23 protein-coding genes and 1 tRNA gene are annotated in these 22409 nt (G+C 69.2%); 14 read left to right on the top strand and 10 right to left on the bottom strand.

The genetic code is table 11. The features are described 5' to 3' along the window. Window positions 1–123: 123 nt before the first annotated feature. On the bottom strand, window positions 124–1167 hold the full coding sequence (locus tag RT309_RS03260; protein ID WP_396654403.1) for a 4-hydroxy-3-methylbut-2-enyl diphosphate reductase: 1044 nt from the start codon (window positions 1165–1167) through the stop codon (window positions 124–126). 228 nt (window positions 1168–1395) lie between these two features. Here RT309_RS03260 and xseA point away from each other — a divergent pair, with 228 nt between their 5' ends. From xseA to RT309_RS03300, 8 genes are all read left to right on the top strand, one after another. Next, the gene (gene xseA, locus RT309_RS03265; protein ID WP_313355286.1) at window positions 1396–2673 is read left to right on the top strand and encodes an exodeoxyribonuclease VII large subunit; all 1278 of its coding nucleotides are present in this window, start codon (window positions 1396–1398) and stop codon (window positions 2671–2673) included. A gap of 82 nt (window positions 2674–2755) precedes the next feature. Further along, window positions 2756–2986, top strand: coding sequence for an exodeoxyribonuclease VII small subunit (locus tag RT309_RS03270; protein ID WP_313355288.1), 231 nt, complete (start codon window positions 2756–2758; stop codon window positions 2984–2986). Beyond that, window positions 2983–3624: a DUF4245 family protein gene (locus tag RT309_RS03275; protein WP_313355290.1), complete on the top strand. Its 642-nt coding sequence runs from the start codon at window positions 2983–2985 to the stop codon at window positions 3622–3624. Before RT309_RS03270 ends, RT309_RS03275 begins: the two co-directional genes overlap by 4 nt. Next, window positions 3621–4295 (top strand): carbonic anhydrase, encoded by a 675-nt coding sequence (locus RT309_RS03280; RefSeq protein WP_313355292.1) that lies wholly within the window; start codon window positions 3621–3623, stop codon window positions 4293–4295. Before RT309_RS03275 ends, RT309_RS03280 begins: the two co-directional genes overlap by 4 nt. Then, window positions 4292–5686: a class II fumarate hydratase gene (locus RT309_RS03285; protein WP_313355294.1), complete on the top strand. Its 1395-nt coding sequence runs from the start codon at window positions 4292–4294 to the stop codon at window positions 5684–5686. Before RT309_RS03280 ends, RT309_RS03285 begins: the two co-directional genes overlap by 4 nt. Window positions 5687–5920: 234 nt before the next feature. Then, a complete protein-coding gene (locus tag RT309_RS03290) occupies window positions 5921–6760 on the top strand; it encodes a type IV toxin-antitoxin system AbiEi family antitoxin domain-containing protein (protein WP_313355296.1) in 840 nt (279 codons plus the stop codon). A gap of 55 nt (window positions 6761–6815) precedes the next feature. Beyond that, on the top strand, window positions 6816–7361 hold the full coding sequence (locus tag RT309_RS03295) for a hypothetical protein (protein ID WP_313355298.1): 546 nt from the start codon (window positions 6816–6818) through the stop codon (window positions 7359–7361). 311 nt (window positions 7362–7672) lie between these two features. Next, the gene (locus tag RT309_RS03300) at window positions 7673–8200 is read left to right on the top strand and encodes a hypothetical protein (RefSeq protein ID WP_313355300.1); all 528 of its coding nucleotides are present in this window, start codon (window positions 7673–7675) and stop codon (window positions 8198–8200) included. Window positions 8201–8548: 348 nt separating this feature from the next. Here the strand turns inward: RT309_RS03300 and RT309_RS03305 are convergent, their stop codons facing one another. Then, window positions 8549–9904, bottom strand: a complete 1356-nt coding sequence (locus tag RT309_RS03305) for a PhoH family protein (RefSeq protein ID WP_396654401.1) — start codon at window positions 9902–9904, stop codon at window positions 8549–8551. Window positions 9905–10114: 210 nt separating this feature from the next. Next, on the bottom strand, window positions 10115–10897 hold the full coding sequence (locus tag RT309_RS03310) for an isoprenyl transferase (RefSeq protein WP_313355302.1): 783 nt from the start codon (window positions 10895–10897) through the stop codon (window positions 10115–10117). A 138-nt stretch (window positions 10898–11035) separates the two neighbouring features. Here RT309_RS03310 and RT309_RS03315 point away from each other — a divergent pair, with 138 nt between their 5' ends. After that, window positions 11036–11722, top strand: a complete 687-nt coding sequence (locus RT309_RS03315) for a hemolysin III family protein (protein ID WP_313355338.1) — start codon at window positions 11036–11038, stop codon at window positions 11720–11722. 43 nt (window positions 11723–11765) lie between these two features. Beyond that, entirely contained in the window at window positions 11766–12239 is a 474-nt protein-coding gene (locus tag RT309_RS03320; RefSeq protein ID WP_313355304.1) for an S-ribosylhomocysteine lyase, read from the top strand. A gap of 12 nt (window positions 12240–12251) precedes the next feature. Here RT309_RS03320 and RT309_RS03325 read toward each other — a convergent pair whose 3' ends face one another. Further along, window positions 12252–12497 carry a hypothetical protein gene (locus tag RT309_RS03325; protein WP_313355306.1) on the bottom strand — a complete coding sequence of 82 codons (246 nt, stop codon included), beginning with the start codon at window positions 12495–12497 and terminating at the stop codon, window positions 12252–12254. Between the two features lie 71 nt (window positions 12498–12568). Between RT309_RS03325 and RT309_RS03330 the strand changes: the two genes are divergently transcribed. Then, entirely contained in the window at window positions 12569–12955 is a 387-nt protein-coding gene (locus RT309_RS03330; protein ID WP_313355308.1) for a DUF4307 domain-containing protein, read from the top strand. Between the two features lie 121 nt (window positions 12956–13076). Further along, window positions 13077–13565 carry a transcription elongation factor GreA gene (greA, locus tag RT309_RS03335; RefSeq protein ID WP_313355310.1) on the top strand — a complete coding sequence of 163 codons (489 nt, stop codon included), beginning with the start codon at window positions 13077–13079 and terminating at the stop codon, window positions 13563–13565. 63 nt (window positions 13566–13628) lie between these two features. Here the strand turns inward: greA and ilvA are convergent, their stop codons facing one another. Then, entirely contained in the window at window positions 13629–14876 is a 1248-nt protein-coding gene (gene ilvA / locus RT309_RS03340) for a threonine ammonia-lyase (RefSeq protein WP_313355311.1), read from the bottom strand. Further along, window positions 14873–16072 carry an AI-2E family transporter gene (locus tag RT309_RS03345; RefSeq protein ID WP_313355313.1) on the bottom strand — a complete coding sequence of 400 codons (1200 nt, stop codon included), beginning with the start codon at window positions 16070–16072 and terminating at the stop codon, window positions 14873–14875. Before RT309_RS03345 ends, ilvA begins: the two co-directional genes overlap by 4 nt. Window positions 16073–16141: 69 nt before the next feature. Between RT309_RS03345 and RT309_RS03350 the strand changes: the two genes are divergently transcribed. Then, window positions 16142–17404, top strand: a complete 1263-nt coding sequence (locus tag RT309_RS03350) for a DNA glycosylase AlkZ-like family protein (protein WP_313355315.1) — start codon at window positions 16142–16144, stop codon at window positions 17402–17404. Window positions 17405–17447: 43 nt separating this feature from the next. Here RT309_RS03350 and RT309_RS03355 read toward each other — a convergent pair whose 3' ends face one another. From RT309_RS03355 to RT309_RS03365, 3 genes are all read right to left on the bottom strand, one after another. Beyond that, a complete protein-coding gene (locus RT309_RS03355; RefSeq protein WP_313355317.1) occupies window positions 17448–18014 on the bottom strand; it encodes a LemA family protein in 567 nt (188 codons plus the stop codon). A gap of 73 nt (window positions 18015–18087) precedes the next feature. Continuing rightward, complete coding sequence (locus RT309_RS03360) at window positions 18088–19401, bottom strand: D-arabinono-1,4-lactone oxidase (RefSeq protein ID WP_313355318.1); 1314 nt, start codon at window positions 19399–19401, stop codon at window positions 18088–18090. Next, a complete protein-coding gene (locus tag RT309_RS03365) occupies window positions 19398–20636 on the bottom strand; it encodes an alanine racemase (RefSeq protein ID WP_313355320.1) in 1239 nt (412 codons plus the stop codon). Before RT309_RS03365 ends, RT309_RS03360 begins: the two co-directional genes overlap by 4 nt. A 45-nt stretch (window positions 20637–20681) precedes the next feature. On the opposite strand from RT309_RS03365, the gene RT309_RS03370 reads away from it, so the two are divergent. After that, window positions 20682–20754: transfer RNA gene (locus RT309_RS03370), tRNA-Leu, on the top strand. 113 nt (window positions 20755–20867) lie between these two features. Here RT309_RS03370 and RT309_RS03375 read toward each other — a convergent pair. Further along, window positions 20868–22406: an FAD-dependent oxidoreductase gene (locus tag RT309_RS03375; RefSeq protein WP_313355321.1), complete on the bottom strand. Its 1539-nt coding sequence runs from the start codon at window positions 22404–22406 to the stop codon at window positions 20868–20870. Between the last annotated feature and the right edge of the window lie 3 nt (window positions 22407–22409).

A 22409-nucleotide genomic window follows, 5' to 3' on the forward strand; every position in this document is an offset into this window, starting at 1 on the left:
GCTCCGGCGCCGGAGCCGCAGCGGGGGCGGATGCCGCCGGCTCAGCGTTCAGCGGAGGCAGCCCGGCGCGCGCACGCTGCTCCTCGGGGGACGCGTATTCGCCGTACTGCGGCCGGTCGACGCTCATGCGCGCGAGACCCGCCCGCCCAGGGCGCGCTCGTCCCGCTTGCCGGAGAGGTCCTGTCGAAGCTCCTTCGGCAGCGAGAACATGAGGTCCTCCTCCGCGGTGCGCACCTCTTCGACGTCGGCGTAGCCGGCCTCGTCGAGTGCATCGAGAACCTCGCGCACGAGCACCTCGGGTACCGAGGCGCCGCTGGTCACGCCGATCGTGCGCACTCCGTCGAGCCACTCCTGGCGGACCTCGTCGGCGTAGTCGACGCGGTACGCCGCCCTGGCGCCGTACTCGAGCGCGACCTCGACCAGGCGCACGCTGTTCGACGAGTTCGCCGAGCCGACCACGATCACGAGGTCGGAATCCTTGGCGATCTTCTTGATCGCGACCTGGCGGTTCTGCGTGGCGTAGCAGATGTCATCCGACGGCGGGTTCTGCAGCTCGGGGAAGCGGGTGCGCAGCCGGTTCACCGTCTCCATGGTCTCGTCGACCGAGAGCGTCGTCTGCGAGAGCCAGACCACCCTGCTCGGGTCCTTCACGACCACGGTGTCGGCCTCGTCGGGCGAGTTGACGATCGTGACGCGGTCGGGCGCGTGGCCTGCGGTTCCCTCGACCTCTTCGTGGCCGTCGTGACCGATCAGCAGGATCTCGAAGTCGTCGCGGGCGAAGCGCACGGCCTCACGATGCACCTTGGTGACCAGCGGGCAGGTGGCGTCGATCGCATGCAGTCCCCGGTCGGCGGCGCCCTGCACGACCGCCGGTGAGACGCCGTGCGCGCTGAAGACGACGTGGGCGCCCTCCGGCACCTCGTCGACCTCCTCGACGAAGATCGCGCCCTTCTTCTCGAGCTCGGTGACGACGTGGATGTTGTGCACGATCTGCTTGCGCACGTACACCGGGGCTCCGTAGCGCTCGAGGGCCTTCTCGACGGCCACGACGGCGCGGTCGACACCCGCGCAGTAGCCGCGCGGAGCGGCCAGCAGCACACGCTTCTCACCGTCGACCGGACGGTTCTCGAGACGGGCGCGCTCGACGGCGCGACGACGGGTCGGAATGTGCGGCACGGGCAGCGAGACGGCGGTTGAACTCACCCCTCCAGTCTACCGACGCCACCTGTTCGCGGGCCGGGAGCGGCCCCGGGGCTGCGCCGCTCGGGGGGGCCGACACTCCACATGTCGGACCGATTCGCGGCATCCGTCCGACATCTGGAGTGTCGGCCCCCGGAATGCATCGCTCGCCCCGCTCGTGGTCGCCGTGTCGGCGGCATCCGGAAGAATGGCCGGGTGACCGTCTTCGAAGCCACCGCGATCCCCGGCGAGCCGCCTCCCGCAGATTCGGTCGCCCCCCGCGACTCGACCCCGGCGGCGCCGACCTCGGTCGCGCGCCTGAACGGCACCATCCGCGACTTCATCGCCCGCTGGAACACCGTCTGGGTCGAGGGCGAGATCACCTCGTGGAACCTCCGCGGCGGCAACGTCTTCGCGCGTCTCAAAGACACCCGCTCCGACGCGCAGATCTCGATCCGCGTCTGGTCGAGCGTGCGCCCGCGCATTCCCGCCGACCTCGCGGTCGGCGATCACGTCGTCGCGGCCGTCAAGGCCGACTACTTCGTCAAGGGCGGCGACTTCAGCTTCGTCGTCTCGGCGATGAAGCACGTGGGCCTCGGCGACCAGCTCGAGAAGCTCGAGAAGCTGCGCGCCCAGCTGCGGCAGGAGGGCCTGTTCGACTCCTCCCGGAAGAAGCCGCTGCCGTTCCTGCCGCACTGCATCGGGCTGATCACCGGCGAGCGCTCGGATGCCGAGAAGGACGTGCACCGCAACGCCGAGCTGCGCTGGCCGCAGGTGCATTTCCGCACCGAGCATGTCGCCGTGCAGGGCGACCGGTGCGTTCCCGAGGTGCTCGCGGCGCTGCAGCGGTTGGATGCCGATCCCGACGTCGACGTCATCATCGTCGCCCGCGGCGGCGGCGACCCGCAGACGCTGCTCGGCTTCAGCGACGAGCGGCTCGTGCGCGCGGTGGCAGCCGCATCCACTCCCGTCGTCAGCGCGATCGGGCACGAGAACGACCATCCGCTGCTCGACGACGTCGCCGATCTGCGCGCGTCGACGCCGACGGATGCCGCGAAGCGGGTCGTTCCGGATGTCGGTGAGCAGCGCGCGATCGTCGCGCAACTGCGTGCGCGGGCGACGACCCGTCTGACGCAACGCATCTCGCACGACATCGCGCAGCTCGAGCAGCTGCGCTCGCGTCCGGTGCTGCGCTCACCAGATCCGATCATCGACGACCGCGCCCAGGAAGTGTGGCTGCTGGCGTCCCGTGGCCGCGACACCGTCACCAGGGCGTTGGATGCCGCTCACCGGTCCACCTCCGAGCTGCGCGCCTCGCTGCGCGCCCTCTCCCCCGCCGCAACCCTCGCCCGCGGCTACGCCATCGCGCACCTCGACGACGGACGTATCCTCAGCGACGCGGGCGATGCGCCGGCGGGCACGGCGATGACCGTGACTGTCGACCGCGGTTCCGTCCGCGCTGTGTCGGCGGGGCGGATCCCGGAGGCCGGCTGATCAGCCCCGAGTCCCGCGCACGCCGAGGTTCTGCGGGCAGGCTGAGGGTCGGCGATGTTCGACACGCCGGTAGGATGGGGGCGTGACTGCCCCCAGCGACTCCCCTCTCGAAGACCTGTCGTTCGAGGCCGCACGCGACGAGCTCGTGCGCGTGGTCGCCGAACTCGAGCAGGGCTCGCCGACCCTCGAGCACTCCCTGGCGCTGTGGGAGCGCGGCGAGGCGCTGGCCGCCCGCTGCGAGGAATGGCTGCTCGGCGCGAAGCGCCGTCTCGATGCCGCCCGCGACGCGGCATCCGCTGGAGGGGGCGAATGAGCCGGGAACCGCGCATCGTCGCAGGTCTCGGGCGACCCGAGACCGCGCAGGAGACCGCCGATCGCAAGGCGGAGGCCAGCCGCGTCTATCGCTCGAGCCAGACGTTCCGCAACCTCATCGCCGCGCTGATCGTGACGGTCGCCGTGGTCGCGATCGTCGTGCTCGGTGTGCCGCGCGGCGAGGTCGCCGAGCGCCCGGCGATCGACGTCGCGGCGATCGCCGCTGACGTCGAGACGTCGATGCAGCGCCCCGCGCTCGTCGTCGAGGCCGACGACTACTGGCGGGTCAACGACGCCACCCTCTCGGGCGGCAGCACCCGGGTGTGGACGATCACCCTCGCCCCCGCCGCCGACGACGCACGCGGATTCGTCCGTGTCGCGCAGGCCTTCGGTGCCGATGTGAGCTGGGCGCCGCAGGTGCTCGACGGCATGGCCCCCAACGGATCCATGACGATCGACGGTCGCGAGTGGGACGAGTTCGACCTGCGCGGCCGCGGCTCCGCGAACATCTCGTACGCGATCGGGACCCAGGCCGGGCCCGACTACATCCTGCTGTACGGCTCGCAGTCGCCCAAGGCGACGGCCGAGCTGGCAGAGACCCTGTCCGCACAGATCGACGACCTTGAGGAGGCCGAATGACCGCAACGCTCACCCCCGCTGAGGCTTGGCGGGAGATGCTCGACGGCAACAGGCGATTCGTCGCCGGCACGCCGGCGCACCCGCATCAGGACGTCTCCAAGCGCAACGAGCTGGCCGAGGGGCAGGCGCCCATCGCGACGCTGTTCGGATGCTCGGACTCGCGCCTCGCCGCCGAGATCATCTTCGACAAGGGCCTGGGCGACCTGTTCGTCGTCCGCAACGCGGGACAGGTGATCGGCGAGTCGATCGTCGCCAGCCTGGAGTACGCGGTCGGCATTCTGAACGTGCCGCTGATCGTCGTGCTGGCGCATGACTCGTGCGGCGCGGTGCGCGCGGCGATCGACGGCACCGCCATCGACTCCGCCCCGCTTCCCGCCGGCATCTGGAAGCTCATCGCACCGATCGTCCCGGCAGCACGCAAGGTGCTCGCCGAGACCGGCGGCACGACGCCCGCCGACATCGACGCCGAGCTGGTGGGGCGCGAGCACCTGCGCAACACCGTCGCAGATCTGCTGCACTCGTCCGAGATGATCAGCAATGCCGTCGCCGACGGCCGGCTGGGCATCGTGGGCGCCAACTACCGCCTCGCAGAGGGCACCGCGGTGCCCGTCGTCACTGTGGGGGTCGACACGGAGAGCATCGCCTCCGCTTCCGAGAAGGGATCGGCATGACCGACATCGAGTACCGCATCGAGCACGACACCATGGGTGAAGTGCGCGTGCCCGCGACGGCGCTGTACAGCGCCCAGACCCAGCGCGCCGTCGAGAACTTCCCGATCTCGGGCCAGGGTCTCGAATCGACGCAGATCGCCGCGCTCGCCCGGGTCAAGAAGGCCGCCGCGCTCGCCAACAAGGAGCTCGGCACGCTCCACGGGGCGATCGCGGACGCCATCGCGCAGGCGGCCGACGAGGTGGCATCCGGCAAGCACGATGGCGAGTTTCCCGTCGACACGTACCAGACCGGCTCCGGCACCTCGTCGAACATGAACATGAACGAGGTGCTGGCGAACCTGGCATCCGGAATCCTCGGCTCGGCCGTGCATCCAAACGACCACGTCAACGCGTCGCAGTCGTCGAACGACGTGTTCCCGACGTCGGTGCACATCGCCGTCACGCAAGCGCTCATCGACACCCTCATCCCCTCGCTCGATCACCTCGCCGTCGCCCTCGAGGCGAAGGCCGAGCTGTGGAAGACGGTCGTCAAGGCGGGGCGCACGCACCTCATGGACGCGACCCCGGTCACGCTCGGCCAGGAGTTCGGCGGCTACGCCCGCCAGCTCCGCCTCGGCATCGAGCGCGTGCAGTCGGCGCTGCCCCGCGTGGCCGAGGTCCCTCTCGGCGGCACCGCTGTCGGAACCGGGATCAACACCCCGCTCGGCTTCCCGCAGAAGGTCATCGAGCTGCTCGCGGCCGAGACCGAGCTGCCGATCACCGAGGCGAAGGACCACTTCGAGGCCCAGGCCAACCGCGACGGGCTCGTTGAAGCATCCGGCGCGCTGCGCACCATCGCCGTGTCGCTGACGAAGATCAACAACGACCTGCGCTGGATGGGCTCGGGCCCGAACACGGGTCTCGGCGAGCTGCACATCCCGGATCTGCAGCCCGGATCGTCGATCATGCCCGGCAAGGTCAACCCGGTCGTCCCCGAGGCTGTGCTCATGGTGTGCGCGCGCGTGATCGGCAACGACGCGACCGTTGCATGGGCCGGCGCATCGGGCTCGTTCGAGCTGAACGTCGCGATCCCCGTGATGGGAACCGCGCTGCTCGAGTCGATCCGCCTGCTCTCGAACGCCGTGCGCGTGCTGGCCGACAAGACCATCGACGGCCTCGAGGCCAACGTCGAGCGCGCCGCCGCGTTCGCCGGCATGAGCCCGTCGATCGTCACGCCGCTGAACAAGGTCATCGGATACGAGGCAGCGGCGAAGATCGCCAAGCACTCGGTCGCGAAGGGCATCACGGTGCGCGACGCGGTCATCGACCTCGGCTACGTCGAGCGCGGTGAGATCTCGGAGGAGGAGCTCGACGCGAAGCTCGACCTCCTGTCGATGACGCACCCGGGCTGAGCCGGTCCCGGCGCTTTCGGCGTTACCGCCCTTCCGCCCTTTCGCCCTTCGCCCTTCGCGTTACATTCCGGGGGCCGACACTCCAGATGTCGGACGTTTCTCCACGATCCGTCCGACCCCTGGAGTGTCGGCCCCCGTTTTGTACCCATCCCCAATGCAGGCGATCGGGCGGGTTGTCCACAATCTCCGGAGAACAGGGCGAATCCCCCACGTCCCGTCCCGGATGCTGAGGGGATGTTCGATCCTCTTGACCTGCTCACCCGCCTCGGCGGACTCGCGCAGGGTACCCAGCTCCAGGACTACGGCGTCACGCGCATGCGGCTGAGCAGAGCGGTGCGAAGCGGGGAGATCGAGCGGTTGCGGCCCGGCGTCTTCGCCGCACCCGGGGTCGCCGCCGGCGAGCGCGAGGCAGCCCGGCACGGAGGGTCGCTCACCTGTGCTGCGGCCCTGCGGCGCCTGGGTGTGTGGGTGATGTCATCGGAGACGGCACCGCATGTGTGGGTCGGCCACCGCGGTCGCGTCTATCCGCACTCCGGATGCCAGTGCGTCAGCCACTTCTTCCGCAGCGGGCGTGTGCGCTTCGGCGTCGTCGACGTCGAAACCGCTTTGCTGCATCTGTATCGCTGCGAGGGTGAGGAGTCGTTCTTCGCCTCGCTCGAGTCGGCGCTGGAGCAGCGAAAGCTCACCAGGTCTGCGCGCGCTCGCATCCGCGAGGTGCTGCCGACGCACGCGAAGTGGCTCGTCGACTTCGCGCGAGCGGATGCCGGCAGCGGGCTCGAGTCACTGCTGCGGCTGAGACTTCATCTACTGGGAATCGCGCTGGACTGCCAGGTCGTGATCGCCGGCGTCGGGCGGGTCGACTTCGTCGTCGACGGACGCCTCATCATCGAAGCAGACGGCAAAGAGAATCACGACGGTCCGACCAAGCGGCACAAGGATCTGGATCGGGATGCCGCAGCCTCCGCCCTCGGATACGAGACGCTGCACTTCGACTATGCCCAGATCGTCCACGACTGGGCGACGGTGCAGCTGTCGATCGTCGCGGCACTGCAGCGGACGGCTCAGCGGGCGTGAACAGGGCTGTGGATAACTTCAACGGGATCTCGACGATCCGCGTTACCGTGGTGCGGTGACGATGACGACCACCCTTGCGCGCACAGGCTCGGCCCTCGCCGCCGCCGGTCTGCTGATCGGGATGCTGTCGGCCTGCACCCCCGAGTCGAAGCCGACTCCGAAGCCCACGAGAACCGCCGCCTTCGCGACGGATGAGGAGGCGTACGCCGCCGCGGAGGAAACGTATCGGGCCTACATGGCTGCGTACAACAAGGTCGATTTTGCAGATCCGAGCAGCTTTGACGTGACACGCGATTTTGTGGTCGGAGATTACAGCGCGCAAGAGCGTAAGACGCTTAGCGAGTTGCATGCCAAGGGGTACACCCGAACTGGAACAACCGAGATTCTCGAGTTCGAGGGTGACCGTGTCGACGGCGACGTCGTCGTCGCAATCACCTGCAATGACGTTAGTGGCACGAACATCGTTGACTCAACGGGACAGTCGGTCGTTGCGCCAGACCGACGCAACGTTTATTCACTCAAGTTGACGTTTGCCTATGCATCTTCCAGGCTTCGCCTCGCCGACTCAACTCCTGTCGAGGATGCAACATGCACCGGTTGACACTGATCGTCGTGGGAATGATCATTCTCATCTGTTGGCACGTCCCATCGGTTGCGTATGCAAGCGGAAGTTCTACATGCTCCGCCGCCGACTTAGAGATTGGCGCCTGCCAGGTTGCGCTCGCCGGGGGGTCAGCGACGATCAGGGGCTCAAAGACCTCGCAAGGCCAGTCCGGCCAACGAAGTTCAGTGAGGAGTCCATCGGGCGGTTCCAACGCCAAGATCGGCAACAGCCGCCGCCAATCCACGTCCTCCGATGGGTGCGGATTGTCGGGGGTGCGGACGCGACTGGGTTGCTGGGATGTCGTCGTCTTGAGCGACGCCGAGCGAGCGGAGCGCGCGAGTTCCTCGGGAGTGCCGCCGATCACCATCACCGACCTCGCGAGCTTCTTCCCCGCGAAGGGCACCGTGCTCGGCGAGCCGGACAATCTCGGGGTGGCGGGTCTGCCGACGAACTTCGTGACCGAGGCGGCGACGCACGTTCGTTCCGGCGAGCTGTTCGGGTTCCCGGTCGACGTGCGCTTCACACCGGTGGCGTACACGTTCCACTACGGCCAGGGGAAGCCGAAGACCACCTCGTCGCCCGGCGCCAGCTGGGAGAGCCTCGGCCAGGCGCAGTTCACCCCGACCGACACCAGCCACACCTACTCTGCACGCGGTACCTACGACGCGAGCGTCGACATCGCGTACACCGCCGAGATCGACCTGGGTGCCGGATGGTTCCCGATCGAGGGCAGGCTCGACATCGCCGGGCCGACGCAGCAGATCCGGATCTTCGAAGCCCGCACCGCGCTCGTCGCCCGCACCTGCGCAGAGCAGCCCTCCGCCCCCGGCTGCTGACCCGCCCCTCCTCTGTTCCCCGGGACGGTCCTGACGGCACCGCGCGGCTTCAAGACCGCGCGGTACCGGCTCTCGTTCCTCGGGCGCCTGCGCCCCGTCGACGCATCCGGCATCCCCGCACCCGGCATCCGGCATCCGGCATGCCGCATCCCGCATCCGGCACCCGGCACCCGGCATCCGCCCCTCCCGGCCGCCCTCAGCACCCGCGACGCGAGACGAATCGGGGGCCGACACTCCAGATGTCGGACGGATTCCCACGAAACGTCCGTCATCTGGAGTGTCGGCCCCCGGAATGTAACCGGGCAACGGCAGACGGCAGCCGCAGAAGACCGCCGGCCCGCGCGCCACTCAGCTCAGCTCGGCGCCCTCCAGCAGCTCGGTCACGAGCGCCGCGATCGCCGAGCGCTCCGAGCGCTGCAGCGTGACGTGCCCGAACAGGTCGTGTCCCTTCAGCGTCTCGATCACGCTCGCGATGCCGTCGTAGCGGCCAACCCGCAGGTTGTCGCGCTGCCCGACGTCGTGGGTCAGCACGACTCGCGAGTTCTGGCCGATGCGGCTCAGCACCGTCAGCAGCACGTTGCGCTCCAGCGACTGCGCTTCATCGACGATCACGAACGCGTCGTGCAGCGACCGGCCGCGGATGTGCGTGAGCGGCAGCACCTCCAGCATCCCCCGCTCGACGACCTCCTCCAGCACGTTGCCCGAGACGACCGACCCGAGGGTGTCGAACACCGCCTGTCCCCAGGGGTTCATCTTCTCGCCCTGATCTCCCGGCAGGTAGCCGAGCTCCTGACCGCCGACGGCGAACAGCGGACGGAACACGATTATCTTCTTCTGCTGCTGCCGCTCGAGCACCGCCTCCAGCCCCGCGCACAGCGCCAGCGCGGACTTGCCGGTGCCCGCTCGCCCGCCGAGCGACACGATGCCGACCTCCGGGTCGAGCAGCAGGTCGATCGCGATCCGCTGCTCCGCGGACCGGCCGTGCATCCCGAACACCTCGCGGTCGCCGCGCACCAGCCGGTACTCGCCGTCCGCCACGACACGACCCAGCGCCGAGCCTCTCTCGGAGTGGATGATCAGCCCGGTGTTCACGGGCATCCCGCGCACCTCTTCGCTGAGGCCGACCTCGCTCTCGTACAGGTCGCTCATCTCATCGCCCGAGAGGTCGAGGGTCGTGATGCCCGTCCATCCGGCATCCACCGCCTGCTCGGCCAGATACTCCTCCGCGGCGAGGCCGAGCGAGGCGGCCTTCACCCGCATCGGCAGATCCTTCGATACGATCGTGACGTTCTGCCCGTCTGCCGCCAGCTGCGCCGCCGCCGCGAGGATGCGACTGTCGTTGTCGCTGAGCCGGATGCCCGCGGGCAGCACCGACATGTCGACATTGCCGAGCTCGACGCGCAGAGTTCCCCCATCGCCCACCTCGATCGGGAAGTCCAAGCGCCCGTGCTCGACGCGCAGCTCGTCGAGATGGCGCAGCGCGCGCCGGGCGAAGTAGCCGAGCTCGGGATCGTGACGCTTGCCCTCCAGCTCGCTGATCACCACAACGGGCAGGACGATCGAATGCTCGGCGAAGCGGAACAGGGCCTGTGGATCACTCAACAGCACCGAGGTGTCGAGCACATATGTGCGAAGAGCCGTGTCATCGTGTGACACGGCTCGGGCTGCTGACGTGGACTGCTGCTGTGCTGTACGTGTGGTCACGATCCACTCCCACTCGGGATGTGCTCCCGGCTCTGCAGCGAGTCGACCAGGGTCACGAGTCGCGAACCTTGAGGCCGACCCGACCGGACACGGTGTCCGATGCCATGAACGTACTTCCGCCGGGCGCACACGGCGGGAGACACGCGGAACAGATCGGTGACGTTCCGGTGAACGACGAGGGTCAGGATGCTGCGGCCGAGGCCGGCGGCGTCATCGTCCGAATCGGCGGTCGCGGTCGGCGAAGTCGCGGATGGCCCGCAGGAAGTCGATCTCGCGCAGGTCGGGTCCGAGCGCCTCGACGAAGTAGAACTCGCTGTGCGCGCTCTGCCACAGCAGGAAGTCGCTGAGCCTCTGCTCGCCGCTCGTGCGGATGACCAGGTCCGGGTCGGGCTGCCCGCCGGTGTACAGGTGCTCGCCGATCATCTCGGGGGTGAGCTGCTCGGCGAGATCTTCGAGGGTGCCGCCAGAGGCGTTGTGCTTGCCGATGATGCTGCGCACCGCGTCGACGATCTCGTTGCGGCCTCCGTAGCCGACTGCGAGATTCACATGCAGCCCGGTGTGTCCGCTGGTGCGCTCCTGCGCCTCCGCCAGCACCCGCGCCAGTTCCGGCGGCAGGATGTCGGCGCGCCCCACGTGCTGCACCCGCCACTCGCCCTGCTCGGCGAGCGTGTCGGCGAGCTCCGCGATGATCTCGATGAGGTCGCCGATCTCCTTCGAGTCGCGCTTGAGCAGATTGTCGGCCGAGAGCAGGTAGAGCGAGACGACGCCGATGCCCAGCTCATCGCACCAGCCGAGGAACTCGCGCATCTTCGCCGCTCCGGCACGGTGACCCGCCGCAGCGCTGTCGAACCCGAGCTGGCGAGCCCATCGACGGTTGCCGTCGATCATCATCGCGACGTGATGCGGAGCCTTCGACACGTCGATCCGCCGTCGCAGGCGTCTTCCGTAGAGCCGATAGAGGGGTCCCCGTCCCGAGCTCTCGCGTGCAGTCACGTGCCTACGCTACCGCCACCCGCCCCAAGCCTGCGGCCGCACTCAGGACATGTGCCGCTGGCGGCATGCGCGCGAACGTAGAGTGAGCGCGTGAACTCCCGCCCCTCAGACAACGCCGACGTTCCCGAACTCCCGCTGATGGAGGCGGCCGCCGTCGACGCGGCAGTCGAGGTGAGACCGACCTGGCGAGGGTGGATCCACGCGGGCACCTTCCCCGTCGCGATCGTCACCGGCGTCGTGCTCATCCTCCTCGCGCAGGGGGCACCCGCCAAGTGGGCAGCTGCGGTCTTCATGGTGACGTCGCTGCTGCTCTTCGGCAACTCCGCGCTCTACCACCGCTTCGACTGGGGCCCGAAGACCAAAGCGGTCCTCAAGCGCATCGACCACGCCAACATCCTGCTGCTGATCGCCGGCACCTACACCCCCCTGGCGGTGCTCGCCCTGCCCCCGCAGAAGGGCCTCGTGCTGCTGATCGTGGTGTGGAGCGGCACGGTGCTCGGCATCCTGTTCCGCGTGTTCTGGATCAACGCGCCGCGCTGGCTCTACGTCGCCCTCTACCTCGCACTCGGCTGGGCCGCGGTGATGTACATGGGCGACCTGCTGCAGGCGAACGTCGCCATGATGGTGCTCGTCTGCATCGGCGGTCTGCTGTACACCGTGGGAGCGATCATCTATGCCGTGAAGAAGCCGAACCCGTGGCCGGGGCACTTCGGATTCCACGAGATCTTCCACGTGTGCACGGTGCTCGCCTTCCTCTGCCACTGGACCGCGTGCCTGCTCATCTCGCTCGACCCGCTCTCGCCCTCGCTGGGCTTCGGCGGCTGACCCGGGTTACGCTCGAATTCCGTGTCAGAGCAGAGGAGCGACAATGGCCGAAGTCGAGAGCTTCACCCTGGACCACACCGCCGTCACGGCGCCGTACGTGCGTCTCATCGGCGTCGAGCACGGACCGAAGGGCGATGCGATCTCGAACTTCGACGTGCGCTTCGTGCAGCCGAATGAGGGCGAGATCCCCACGGCGGGTCTGCACACCATCGAGCACATTCTCGCGAGCGCGCTCCGGGACCGCATCGACGGGCTGATCGACATCTCCCCGTTCGGATGCCGCACCGGCTTCCATGCCATCTTCTGGGGCGAGCCCGCGGTCGCCGACGTCGTCGCAGCCGTGCGCGGCAGCCTGGAGTTCATCGCCGACACGGCCGAGTGGAGCGACGTGCCCGGCGTCTCGGCCGTGGAATGCGGCAACTACCGCGACCACAGTCTGCACAGCGCGAAGGAGTGGTCGAAGGCCATCCTCCGTCAGGGCATCAGCCTCGACGCGTTCGCGCGCGTCGGCGTGTGAGACGAGCGGGTCTCAGCGCCCGTCGTCGTCGCGGTCGGCCCGGTCGCGCAGCGCCGCCTCTTCGGCATCCAGCTCTTCCCGCACCTCTTCGCGGTAGCGCACCTTGCGGATGCGGCGGTTCATGTCCCAGATCAGCAGCACGACGGCCGCGACGATGATGACGATGATCGCGAAGCCCGCGAACCCGGGCGTCACGGAGTTCGGGTCGACCGTCATCGACGGCGTCGGCATCGGGGTGGTCTCACCGAACAGGATCATGGTCCGCCTTCTCCTCGCAGGTCGAATAACCTGGAACTCCAGCCTATCCGCCGTCCACCCCCGGGAGAGACGTGACCACCGCACGCGAGCTCGATGAGCGATACGGACGCACACCTCGGCGGCGTCTGCCCTGGATCATCTTCGGCGCCGCCGCCCTGGCGGTCGTCGTCGCCCTCGGCTGGACGATCGTCGCGCAGCAGATGAACGCGGTGGATGCCGATGATCTCGGCTTCACCGTGGTCGACGCGCACAGCGTCGACCTGCGCTTCCAGTTCACCGCGCCACGGGGTGCGGACGTCGCGTGCGCCGTGGAGGCGCTCGACGAGGAGTTCGGCGTCGTCGGGTGGAAGATCGTCGAGATCGCCGGCGGCGAGCATCACACGAAGGGCGTCGCCGTCAGCATCCCGACCGTCGCCGAGGCGACCACCGGTTTGGTGAAGACCTGCTGGGTCGCTTAGAATCATCCCGAAGATGACCGACGCCCCGGCCGATACCGGGGCGTCTTCGCATATCCCACGGGTCGCGAGACGGCCCGAACCCCCGAAGCCCCCGAAGGGGCCCGCACCGAAGGAGCAGGCTGTGTCCACAGACGCTCAGGTACCTTTCCTCACGCAGGAGGCCTACGACCGGCTCGTCGACGAGCTCGAGAACCTCTCGACGGTGGGCCGTGAAGAGATCGCCGCCCGCATCGAAGCGGCCCGCGAAGAGGGCGACCTCAAGGAGAACGGCGGCTATCACGCCGCGAAGGACGAGCAGGGCAAGCAGGAGGCGCGCATCCGCACGCTGCAGCAGCTGCTGAAGACGGCGAAGGTCGGCGAGGCGCCCACCAGCCGCGGCATCGTCGAGCCCGGCACGGTCGTCACGGCGATCGTCGCGGGCGACGAGGAGGTCTTCCTGCTCGGCAGCCGCGAGATCGCGGCCGGCGGCGAGCTCGACGTGTACAGCGAGGCGAGCCCGCTCGGCCAGGCCATCCTCGGCCTGAAGGTCGGCGACAAGTCCAGCTACGAGGCACCCAACGGCCGCGCCATCACCGTCGAGATCACCGGCGTCGAGACCTACACCGGCTGACGCCCCGAGAACGATGAACGGCGGGATGCCCTGGGGCATCCCGCCGTTCTGCGTCGAACGTGATCAGTCCGGGACGACGACCGGCGCGAAACCGGCCTGCCGCAGCGTCTCGAGAGCGAGCTCGGTGTGCTCGGGGCCGCGGGTCTCGATCGAGAGCTGCAGGATCATGTCGCTGATCTGCAGACCGTGCCCGTGGCGCGTGTGCAGCACCTCCATGACGTTCGCGCCGGCCTGCGCGAGCAGATCCGACACCTTCGCGAGCTGACCGGGTCGGTCGGGAAGCGGCACGCGCACGGTCGCGTACCGGCCGGATGCCGCCAGCCCGTGCGCCACGACGCGCTGCAGCAGCATCGGATCGATGTTTCCGCCCGAGAGGATCGGCACGGTCACCCCGGCGTCGTGCACCTTTCCGGCGAGGATCGCCGCCACGCCCACGGCGCCGGCCGGCTCGACGACCACCTTGGCGTGCTCGAGCAGAACCAGAAGCGCACGGGCGATGTCGTCTTCGGTGACCGTGACCACCTCATCGACGAGTTCGCGGATGATCTCGAACGGCACGTCTCCCGGTCGCGCGACGAGGATGCCGTCGGCGATCGTCGGATGCGTCTGGATCTCGACCGGGCTGCCCGCCTCCAGCGACGGGGGCATCGCGGCCGCGTTCTCGGCCTGCACGCCGATGACTCGCACGGTGCGGCCGGCCGCCGCCGCCGCGGCCTTCACCGCAGCCGCGACCCCGGCGATCAGCCCGCCGCCGCCGATGCCCATGATCACCGTGTCGACGTTCGGGACGTCCTCCATCACCTCGAGGCCGAGTGTGCCCTGCCCCACGACGATGTCGCGGTGGTCGAACGGGTGGATCAGCACCGCGCCGGTGCGCTCGGCGAACTCCGCGGCCAGGCGCAGCGATGTCGCCACCGTCTCCCCCTCGAGCACGACCTCGGCGCCGTATCCCCTGGTGGCGAGCAGCTTGGGCACGGGCACGCCGAGCGGCATGAAGATCGTCGCCGGGATACCGAGCATCTGGGCTGCGAGCGCGACGCCCTGCGCGTGGTTTCCGGCCGAGGCTGCCACCACTCCCCTGGCACGCTCCTCCTGGGTCAGACGCGAGAGACGGTAGGTGGCCCCGCGGATCTTGAACGACCCGGTGCGCTGCAGGTTCTCCATCTTGAGCATGACGGGCGAGCCGAGGGTCTCGCCGAGCGCGCGCGACAGCTCGGTCGGCGTGCGGGAGATCACTCCGGCGAGGCTCTCGGCCGCGGCGGTGAACTCGGCAAGGCTCGGGATGGCGGCGACGCTGGGGCTTGCGGTCATCGATTCCTCCTCTGCCGCTCGCGCGGCACTGTGCTCCAGATGAGATCTTCGGGGGCGGGTTCACGTCCGGTGCGCCATGCGCCCGATCCGATGGTGACGGCCGCCACGTTGACGAATGCGGCGAGCGGGACAGCGAACAGGGCGCCGGGGATGCCTGCGATCATCGCTCCGCCCGCCACGACGAGCACGACCGCCAGGGGGTGCACCTTGACGGCCGAGCCCATCAGGATCGGCTGCAGGATGTGCCCCTCGAGCTGCTGCACCAGCAGAACCACGCCGAGCATGAGCAGCCCGATCACCGGCCCGTTGTAGACCAGCGCGAGGAACACGGCCACGGCCCCGGTGACGACGGCACCGACGATCGGCACGAACGAGCCGAGGAACACGAGCACGGCCACGGGGATGGGCATGGGCACCCCGAGCAGAGCGGCGCCGACGCCGATGCCGACGGCGTCGATGGCGGCGACGAACATCTGCGTCCGCGCATAGTCGACGACCGTCGCCCAGCCGTTGCGGGCACCCGCATCGGCCGCGGGGCGGGCCATGCGCGGGAACAGCTTGAGCGTCCACCGCCAGATTCCCGCGCCGTCGGCGAGCAGGCAGATCAGGATGAACAGCGCGAGAAGTGCGCCGGTGAGGATGTGGGCGGCCGTTCCGGTGACGGCGAGCGCGCCGTTGAGCAGCAGATCGGCCTGCTCGTTCAGCAGGCCGATGCCCTGCTTGATGTACCCGTCGATCTGCGCCTCGGTGAGATGCAGCGGACCGTCGAGCAGGAAGGTGCGCACCTGCTGGATGGCATCCGCCGTCTTCGCCCGCACGTCGGGCAGCTGGTCGCGCACCTGCCAGATCACGAGCCAGAACAGCCCCGTGACGACCCCGAGCGTGCCCAGAACGGTGACCGCGATGGCCAGCCATCGGGGGAAGCGGGCGCGCAGCATGAGCTGGAAAGCGGGCCACAGCAGCGCGGTGATGAGGATGGCGACGAGCAGAGGGATGACCAGCAGCTTGAGCAGCATCACCAGCCAGATGAACAGGGCGATCAGTCCGGCGATGACCAGCAGACGCCAGGCGTAGGCCGCGGTGACGCGCAGAGGGGTCGGCACGGCCTCGTCGGCCGTGGTGGTCACCGTGCGGTCGAGCACGGGCGGCTGATACCGGAAGGGATTGCGGAACCGCGGCCTCGGGTCGTCGCTCATCGTGCAATTCTACTTACGCCTCGAATCGCCCTCGCACCGGATGTCGGCGGATGGCGCTACTCTGACGCGGTGACGGCTCGACCCTCGAACACCCTCAGCGCCGCCGAAGCGCGCCGGATGACACTGGCGGCGCAGGGGTTCTCCCGACGCCGGCCGGATGCCGTGGGCGCGCGCCACCTGCATCGGGCGATGTCGCAGCTGGGAGTGCTGCAGATCGACTCGGTCAACGTGTTCGCCCGCTCCCACTACATGCCGATGTTCTCGCGGCTGGGGTCGTACGATCCCGCGCTGCTCGATCGCACGTTCGTGTCGCGGACGACTCACTACGTGGAGTATCTCGCCCATGAGGCGACGTTCATGCCGATCGCGGACTGGGCGCTGTGGGACTTCCGCATGCAGGAGTGGCGCGCGCGAGCGGAGCGACCGGGCGGATGGAGCCGAGTGCACAGCCGGACCCTCGACTGGGTGCGCGACGAGCTGCGCGCACGAGGCCCGCTGCGCCCCGCAGACCTGCGCGACGACGCGCCCCGCGAGCGCGGCTCGTGGTGGGACTGGGACGACGCGAAGATCGCGCTCGAGCACCTGTGGCGCTGCGGCGAGGTCGCGATCGCCGGCCGCATCGGGTTCGAACGGCGCTATGGTCTGGCATCGCAGATCATTCCGTCCGCGATCCGGGACGCCGCGATCCCGCGTGACGACGCTGTGCGAGAGCTGGTGCGACGCGCGGCGCGGTCGTACGGCGTCGCGACGATCGCCGATCTGAACGACTACCACCGGCTGCGGGACCAGAGCGCGGTGCGAGCGGCGGTCGCCGACCTGGTCGACTCGGGCGAGCTGGAACCGGTCGCGGTGCGCGGCTGGGAGCGTGGGGGCAGACCGATCGCGGCGTGGCGGCATCGCGACGCGGTGCTGCCCCGTCGCATCGATCGAGCAGCGCTGCTGACTCCGTTCGACCCGGTGGTGTGGTTTCGGGATCGCGCGCTGCGGGTGTTCGGTTTCGACTATCGGATCGAGATCTACGTTCCTGCAGACCGGCGTCGCTACGGGTACTACTCCCTGCCGATGCTCGTCGGCGACCGTGTGGTCGGACGCGTCGACCTGAAGGCCGACCGGGCCGCGTCGACGCTGCGCGTGCAGTCGGCGTGGTGGGAACAGCACGCCGTGCCGCAGGCGGACGCCGGCTGCGTCGCCGACGAGCTCGTGCGTGCGGCGCTCTGGCAGGGGCTCGAGCGGATCAGCGTGTCCGGCTGGGGTGACGCGGCGGATGACGTCGCCCGCGCCCTGCCCGGCGCGGAGGCGTCGGTCGAGCGGCACGTGCACCCGCGGGAATGACGAACGCCCTGTCTGATGACGGGGCGTTCGGTCGTGTCTCGTGTCAGAACTGCACGCGAGGCGGCTCGGATATCGCTCCGTCGTCGTTGACCTCGAAGAACTCGCGCTCGGTGAAGCCGAGGCCGCGAGCGAAGAGGTTGTTCGGGAAGACCTTGATCTTGGTGTTCAGCTCGCGCACGCCCCCGTTGTAGAAGCGACGCGCCGCCTGAACCTTGTCTTCGGTGTCGACGAGCGAGTGCTGCAGCTGCAGGTAGTTCTGGCTGGCCTGCAGCTGCGGATACGCCTCGGCGACCGCGAACAGGCTGCGCAGCGCCTGCTGCAGATGACCCTCCGCCACGCCGGCCTCGGCAGGCCCGGTTGCCGCGAGCGTCTCAGCACGAGCCCGGGTGACTCCTTCGAAGACCTCTTTCTCGTGCGCGGCGTAGCCGCGCACCGTCTCGATGAGATTGGGGATGAGATCCGCTCGTCGCTTGAGCTGCACGGCGATCCCGCTCCATGCCTCGTCGACGCGCACCTTGAGCTGCACCAGCGAGTTGTACGTCGACCACAGGTAGATGCCGACGAGCAGCAGCACTCCGACGACGATCAGTACCGGCCACAGCCATTCCATGCAGAGCCCCCTCTAGAACCGACATCCATCCTATGCGCGGATCACTGCACGTCGGCTGGACGACAGGCCGGGTTCAGGCTCCGAGAATGCGCTCGAGGTGCCGGTTGCCGAACACCCGATCGGGGTCGAGGCGGTCGCGCAGCCCGACGAAGTCGCTGAATCTCGGGTAGCGCTCGCGCAGCTGTTCGACGGTCAGGCTGTGCAGCTTGCCCCAGTGCGGGCGGCCCCCGTGGGCGAGCATGATCTGCTCGACGGCGTCGAAGTACTCCCGCGGGTCGACCCGCCAGTAGCGGTGCACGGCGATGTACGCGCTGTCGCGCCCGAACGCGGTCGACAGCCACAGGTCGTCGGCGGCGGCGAAGCGCACCTCGACGGGGAACTCGATGCGCCACCCGCGATCGGCGATGAGCTCGCGCAGCTCTTCGAACGCCGACGTGACGTTCTCGGCCGGCAGGGCATACTCCATCTCACGGAAGCGCACGTTGCGGCGGTGGATGAGCACCCGATGCGATCGATCCGAGTACTCCCCATCCCCGGTCAGCGTCACCGCCAGCCGGTTGAACGGCGGGATCACGGCGGGGACGACCCGGCTCACGGCGCAGAACGCCCCGAACACGCCGTTCGTGAGCACGCTCTCGTCGATCCAGCGCCGCACGGGCGGGATGGGGCGTCGTGGGGACGACTCGGGCAGGCGCGTGTGCGTCTTGGTCAGCGCGACGTCGGTGTGCGGATGCCAGTAGAACTCGAAATGATCGGCATCCGCCACGCGCTGGTGCAGCGAGCCGAGGGTCTCGTCGAGCGGCAGAGGAGCGTCCTGCGCGTGCATGACGAACGCCGGCACGCACTGCAGCGTGACCTCGACGACGATGCCGAGAGCCCCGAGACCCACCACCGCTCCCGCCAGCAGGTCGCGGTCGTGCTCCTCGTCGATGCGCAGGAACTCACCCGCCGCGGTGACCAGGGTGAGCCCGCGCACCTGCGTGGCGATGCCGCCGAACCGGGCGCCCGTGCCGTGCGTGCCGGTCGAGATCGCGCCGCTGATCGACTGCCGGTCGATGTCGCCGAGGTTCTGCATCGCCAGCCCGTACGGCTTCAGCAGAGCGGGGATGCGGTGCAGCCGAGTGCCCGCGAGCAGCGTCACGCGTCCGGTCTGGGCGTCGGCCGAGACCAGCCCCTGCAGGTCGTCGAGCTCGAGCAGCACGCCGGGGGCCGCGGCGATCCCGGTGAAGCTGTGGCCCGCGCCGACGGCCTTGACGGTGAGTCCCTGCTTCACAGCGGCCACGACCGACCGCTGCACGCCTTCGGGCGAGCGCGGACGCTCGACCCGAAGCGGACGCACCTGCGCGGTGCGACCCCAGTTCTGCCAGGTTCCGCCCGGTCGGGTCATAGAAACGCCTTCCCCTCGCCACGATAGGTGGGCAGCTCGCCGATCACCGCGCCGTCCGAGACGAGATGGTACCGGTCGATGCGCTCGGCCGGCTCACCGCTCTTCGCGTGCCGGAACCAGACGCGGTCACCGACCCGCAGATCGTGTGCTGCCGCACCGCGCAGCGGTGTCTGCACCTCGCCCGCCGCTTCTCGTCCGAGGGTGTGCAGTCCTGCCGGCCACACCGGCAGGGGCTGCCGCGATGCCACGGCAGGGCCCGACGCGATCCAGCCGCCGCCCAGCACCGTCGCGATGGCCTGCGTGGGCTTTCGGACCACGTCGAATGCGAACGACGCCGCGGGCGCGGGCCGGAACGAGCGGTACCCGTCGAAGAGGTGCCCGGCGAGCAGTCCGCTGCCCGCGGTCGCCTCGGTGAGCGATTCATCGCTTCCGGTGAATTCCAGCGACCCGGTCCCTCCCCCGTTCAGGAACTCCAGCGGAGCGATCTGGGTCATCGCGTCGGCGATCTCGGCGCGTCGCCGGCGCAGCTCGTCGCGCGAGCGCGCCTGCACCATGCGGATCACCGGGGCGTCGGGGCCGGCGGCATCCCCTTGCCCGGCGATCTGCGCTTCGTACATCTGCAGTCCCACGAGGCGGAAGCCGGGGCGGCGGACGATCTCCCGGGCGAAGGCGGCGACCTCCGCCGCCGAGTGCAAGGGCGATCTGCGCACGCCGACGTGACCGAGAGACGACGAGCGCAGTGAGGCGTCGACGTCGATCGCGACTCGCACCTCGGGTCGCGATCCGGGGCCGGCGACCGAATCGATCAGGTCGAGGTGAGCGGTCTCGTCGACCATCAGCGTGATGCGCGACGCCGCCTGATCATCGGCGAGCAGGCGGCTCAGGCCGGCACGGTCGACGGTGGGGTAGCCGAGCATGATGTCGCCGTGCTGCTCGGCCAGCCAGAGCGCTTCGGCGAGGGTGAAGGCGAGGATCCCGCGGTATCCGGGGATCTCGAGCACCGCATCGAGCACGGCGCGCACTCGTACCGATTTCGTCGCGACCCGGATCGGGATGCCTCCGGCGCGCACGAGCAGGTCCATCGCGTTGTGCCGCAGCGCTTCGCGATCGATCACCGCCACCGGCGCGGGCAGGTGCGCGGTCGCTTCAGTGAGCGCCGGCCAGTAGCGGTCGGGGGAACGCCATGTCGCATCGGAGGCGGATGCCGGGCTGTGGCCTGCGGTGAGATCGAGCACTCACCCACCCTACGACCCGCGTGAGGCGTCGATAGGCTGAACTCGGCCCCCATAGCCCAACGGCAGAGGCAGGCGTCTTAAACACGCTTCAGTCTGGGTTCGAATCCCAGTGGGGGCACAAGGTGGCCGCACCGTGGCAGGTGGGATCGGTTCGAATCCGACTGGGGGCACAGAACGGCCGAGGATGCAGGAAGGGCCCGTCCGATGGACGGGCCCTTCACTCTGCTCGGGTCAGGCGCTGACGTCGACGCTCTCAGACTTCGACTTGGCCGGAGCCTTCTTCGCTGCGGGTCGCTTCGCGGCCGGCTTGGCCGCGTCGGCCTTGGCTGCGGGCTGCACGGCATCCGCCTTAGCCGGCTTGCCGGCATCCGACTTCGCGGCGTCCTTCTGTGCGGCGGGTGCGGCCGGCGCAGCAGGCTCTGCGACCGCCGGACGCGGACGCGCGGCGAACTCCTCGAACGCCGCACGCGGGTGCTGCACGGCGGTGAGGTTGGCGAAGTCGCGCCCGAGCCACAGGTTGTTCCACCAGCCCCAGAGCACGCGCCACTTGCGCTCCCAGGTGGGCATCGCGAGGCCGTGGTAGCCGCGGTGCGCGATCCAGGCGATGAAGCCCTTCAGGGCGATGTTGCCCGACTGGAACACGCCGTTGTAGAGGCCGAGACCGGCCACTGCGCCGAGGTTCTTGTGGTAGTACTCCGTGGTGCCCTCGCCGCGCAGCACCGCGACGAGGTTCTTCGCGAGCAGCTTCGCCTGGCGCACGGCGTGCTGCGCGTTGGGCACGCAGGTGCCGTCAGGAAGGCCGCCGGTCTTGTCGGGCACGGCGGCGACGTCGCCGGCGGCCCAGGCGCCCTCGACGGGGTCGCCCTCGGCGTCGACGACGCGCAGGTCGGTCTGCGCGGTGATGCGGCCGCGCTGCTCGGTGGGCAGGTCGCCGCCGCGCACCACGGTCGGGTTCGCCATGACACCGGCGGTCCAGACGATCAGGTCGGCGGGGATGACGTCGCCCGTCGACAGCTCGACGTTGCCGCCGACCGCACTGGCGACCTGGGTGTCGAGGTGGATGTACGCGCCACGCTTGCCGAGGTCCTTCATGACCCACTTGCTGGTCTCGAGCGAGACCTCGGGCATGATGCGGCCCATCGCCTCGATGAGGTGGAAGTGCGTGTCCTCGAACGACAGCTGCGGGTACTTCGAGATCAGCGACGAGGCGAACGAGCGCAGCTCGGCGAACGCCTCGATGCCGGCGAAACCTCCGCCGACGACCACGACGGTCAGCAGGCGGTCGCGCTCGGGACCGGCGGGGATCGCCGCGGCCTTGTCGAAGTTCGACAGCAGGCGGTCGCGCACCGCGACGGCCTCTTCGATGGTCTTCATGCCGATCGCGTTGTCGGCGATGCCCGGGATCGGGAAGGTGCGCGACACGGCACCGGCGGTGACGACGATCTGGTCGTACGCGAACTCGTACGGCTCGCCCATCGGCGGAGTGATCGTGGCGACCTTGTTCGCGTGGTCGATGCCGGTCACCTTGGCGGTGATCACGTTGGTCGTCTTGAGGTGACGACGGTGCGTGACGACCGCGTGGCGCGGCTCGATCGATCCGGCTGCGACCTCGGGCAGGAACGGCTGGTACGTCATGTACGGCAGCGGGTCCACCATCGTCACGTCGGCCTCGCCCTTGCGAAGGTGCTTCTCGAGCTTCCAGGCGGTGTAGAAACCTGCGTAGCCTCCACCGACAATCAGAATGCGGGGTGCAGTGCTGTTCTGAGGCACAGG

Source organism: Microbacterium sp. (genome assembly GCF_032084865.1).
GTDB lineage: Bacteria > Actinomycetota > Actinomycetes > Actinomycetales > Microbacteriaceae > Microbacterium.

Bases quoted from the DNA above. Each gene is read 5' to 3' on its own strand.
- RT309_RS03275 (WP_313355290.1), top strand. From the start codon at position 2,983: ATGAGCCGGGAACCGCGCATCGTCGCAGGTCTCGGGCGACCCGAGACC.
- RT309_RS03280 (WP_313355292.1), top strand. From the start codon at position 3,621: ATGACCGCAACGCTCACCCCCGCTGAGGCTTGGCGGGAGATGCTCGAC.
- RT309_RS03285 (WP_313355294.1), top strand. From the start codon at position 4,292: ATGACCGACATCGAGTACCGCATCGAGCACGACACCATGGGTGAAGTG.
- RT309_RS03290 (WP_313355296.1), top strand. From the start codon at position 5,921: ATGTTCGATCCTCTTGACCTGCTCACCCGCCTCGGCGGACTCGCGCAG.
- RT309_RS03315 (WP_313355338.1), top strand. From the start codon at position 11,036: ATGGAGGCGGCCGCCGTCGACGCGGCAGTCGAGGTGAGACCGACCTGG.
- RT309_RS03320 (WP_313355304.1), top strand. From the start codon at position 11,766: ATGGCCGAAGTCGAGAGCTTCACCCTGGACCACACCGCCGTCACGGCG.
- RT309_RS03325 (WP_313355306.1), bottom strand. From the start codon at position 12,497: ATGATCCTGTTCGGTGAGACCACCCCGATGCCGACGCCGTCGATGACG.
- ilvA (WP_313355311.1), bottom strand. From the start codon at position 14,876: ATGACCGCAAGCCCCAGCGTCGCCGCCATCCCGAGCCTTGCCGAGTTC.
- RT309_RS03345 (WP_313355313.1), bottom strand. From the start codon at position 16,072: ATGAGCGACGACCCGAGGCCGCGGTTCCGCAATCCCTTCCGGTATCAG.
- RT309_RS03355 (WP_313355317.1), bottom strand. From the start codon at position 18,014: ATGGAATGGCTGTGGCCGGTACTGATCGTCGTCGGAGTGCTGCTGCTC.
- RT309_RS03360 (WP_313355318.1), bottom strand. From the start codon at position 19,401: ATGACCCGACCGGGCGGAACCTGGCAGAACTGGGGTCGCACCGCGCAG.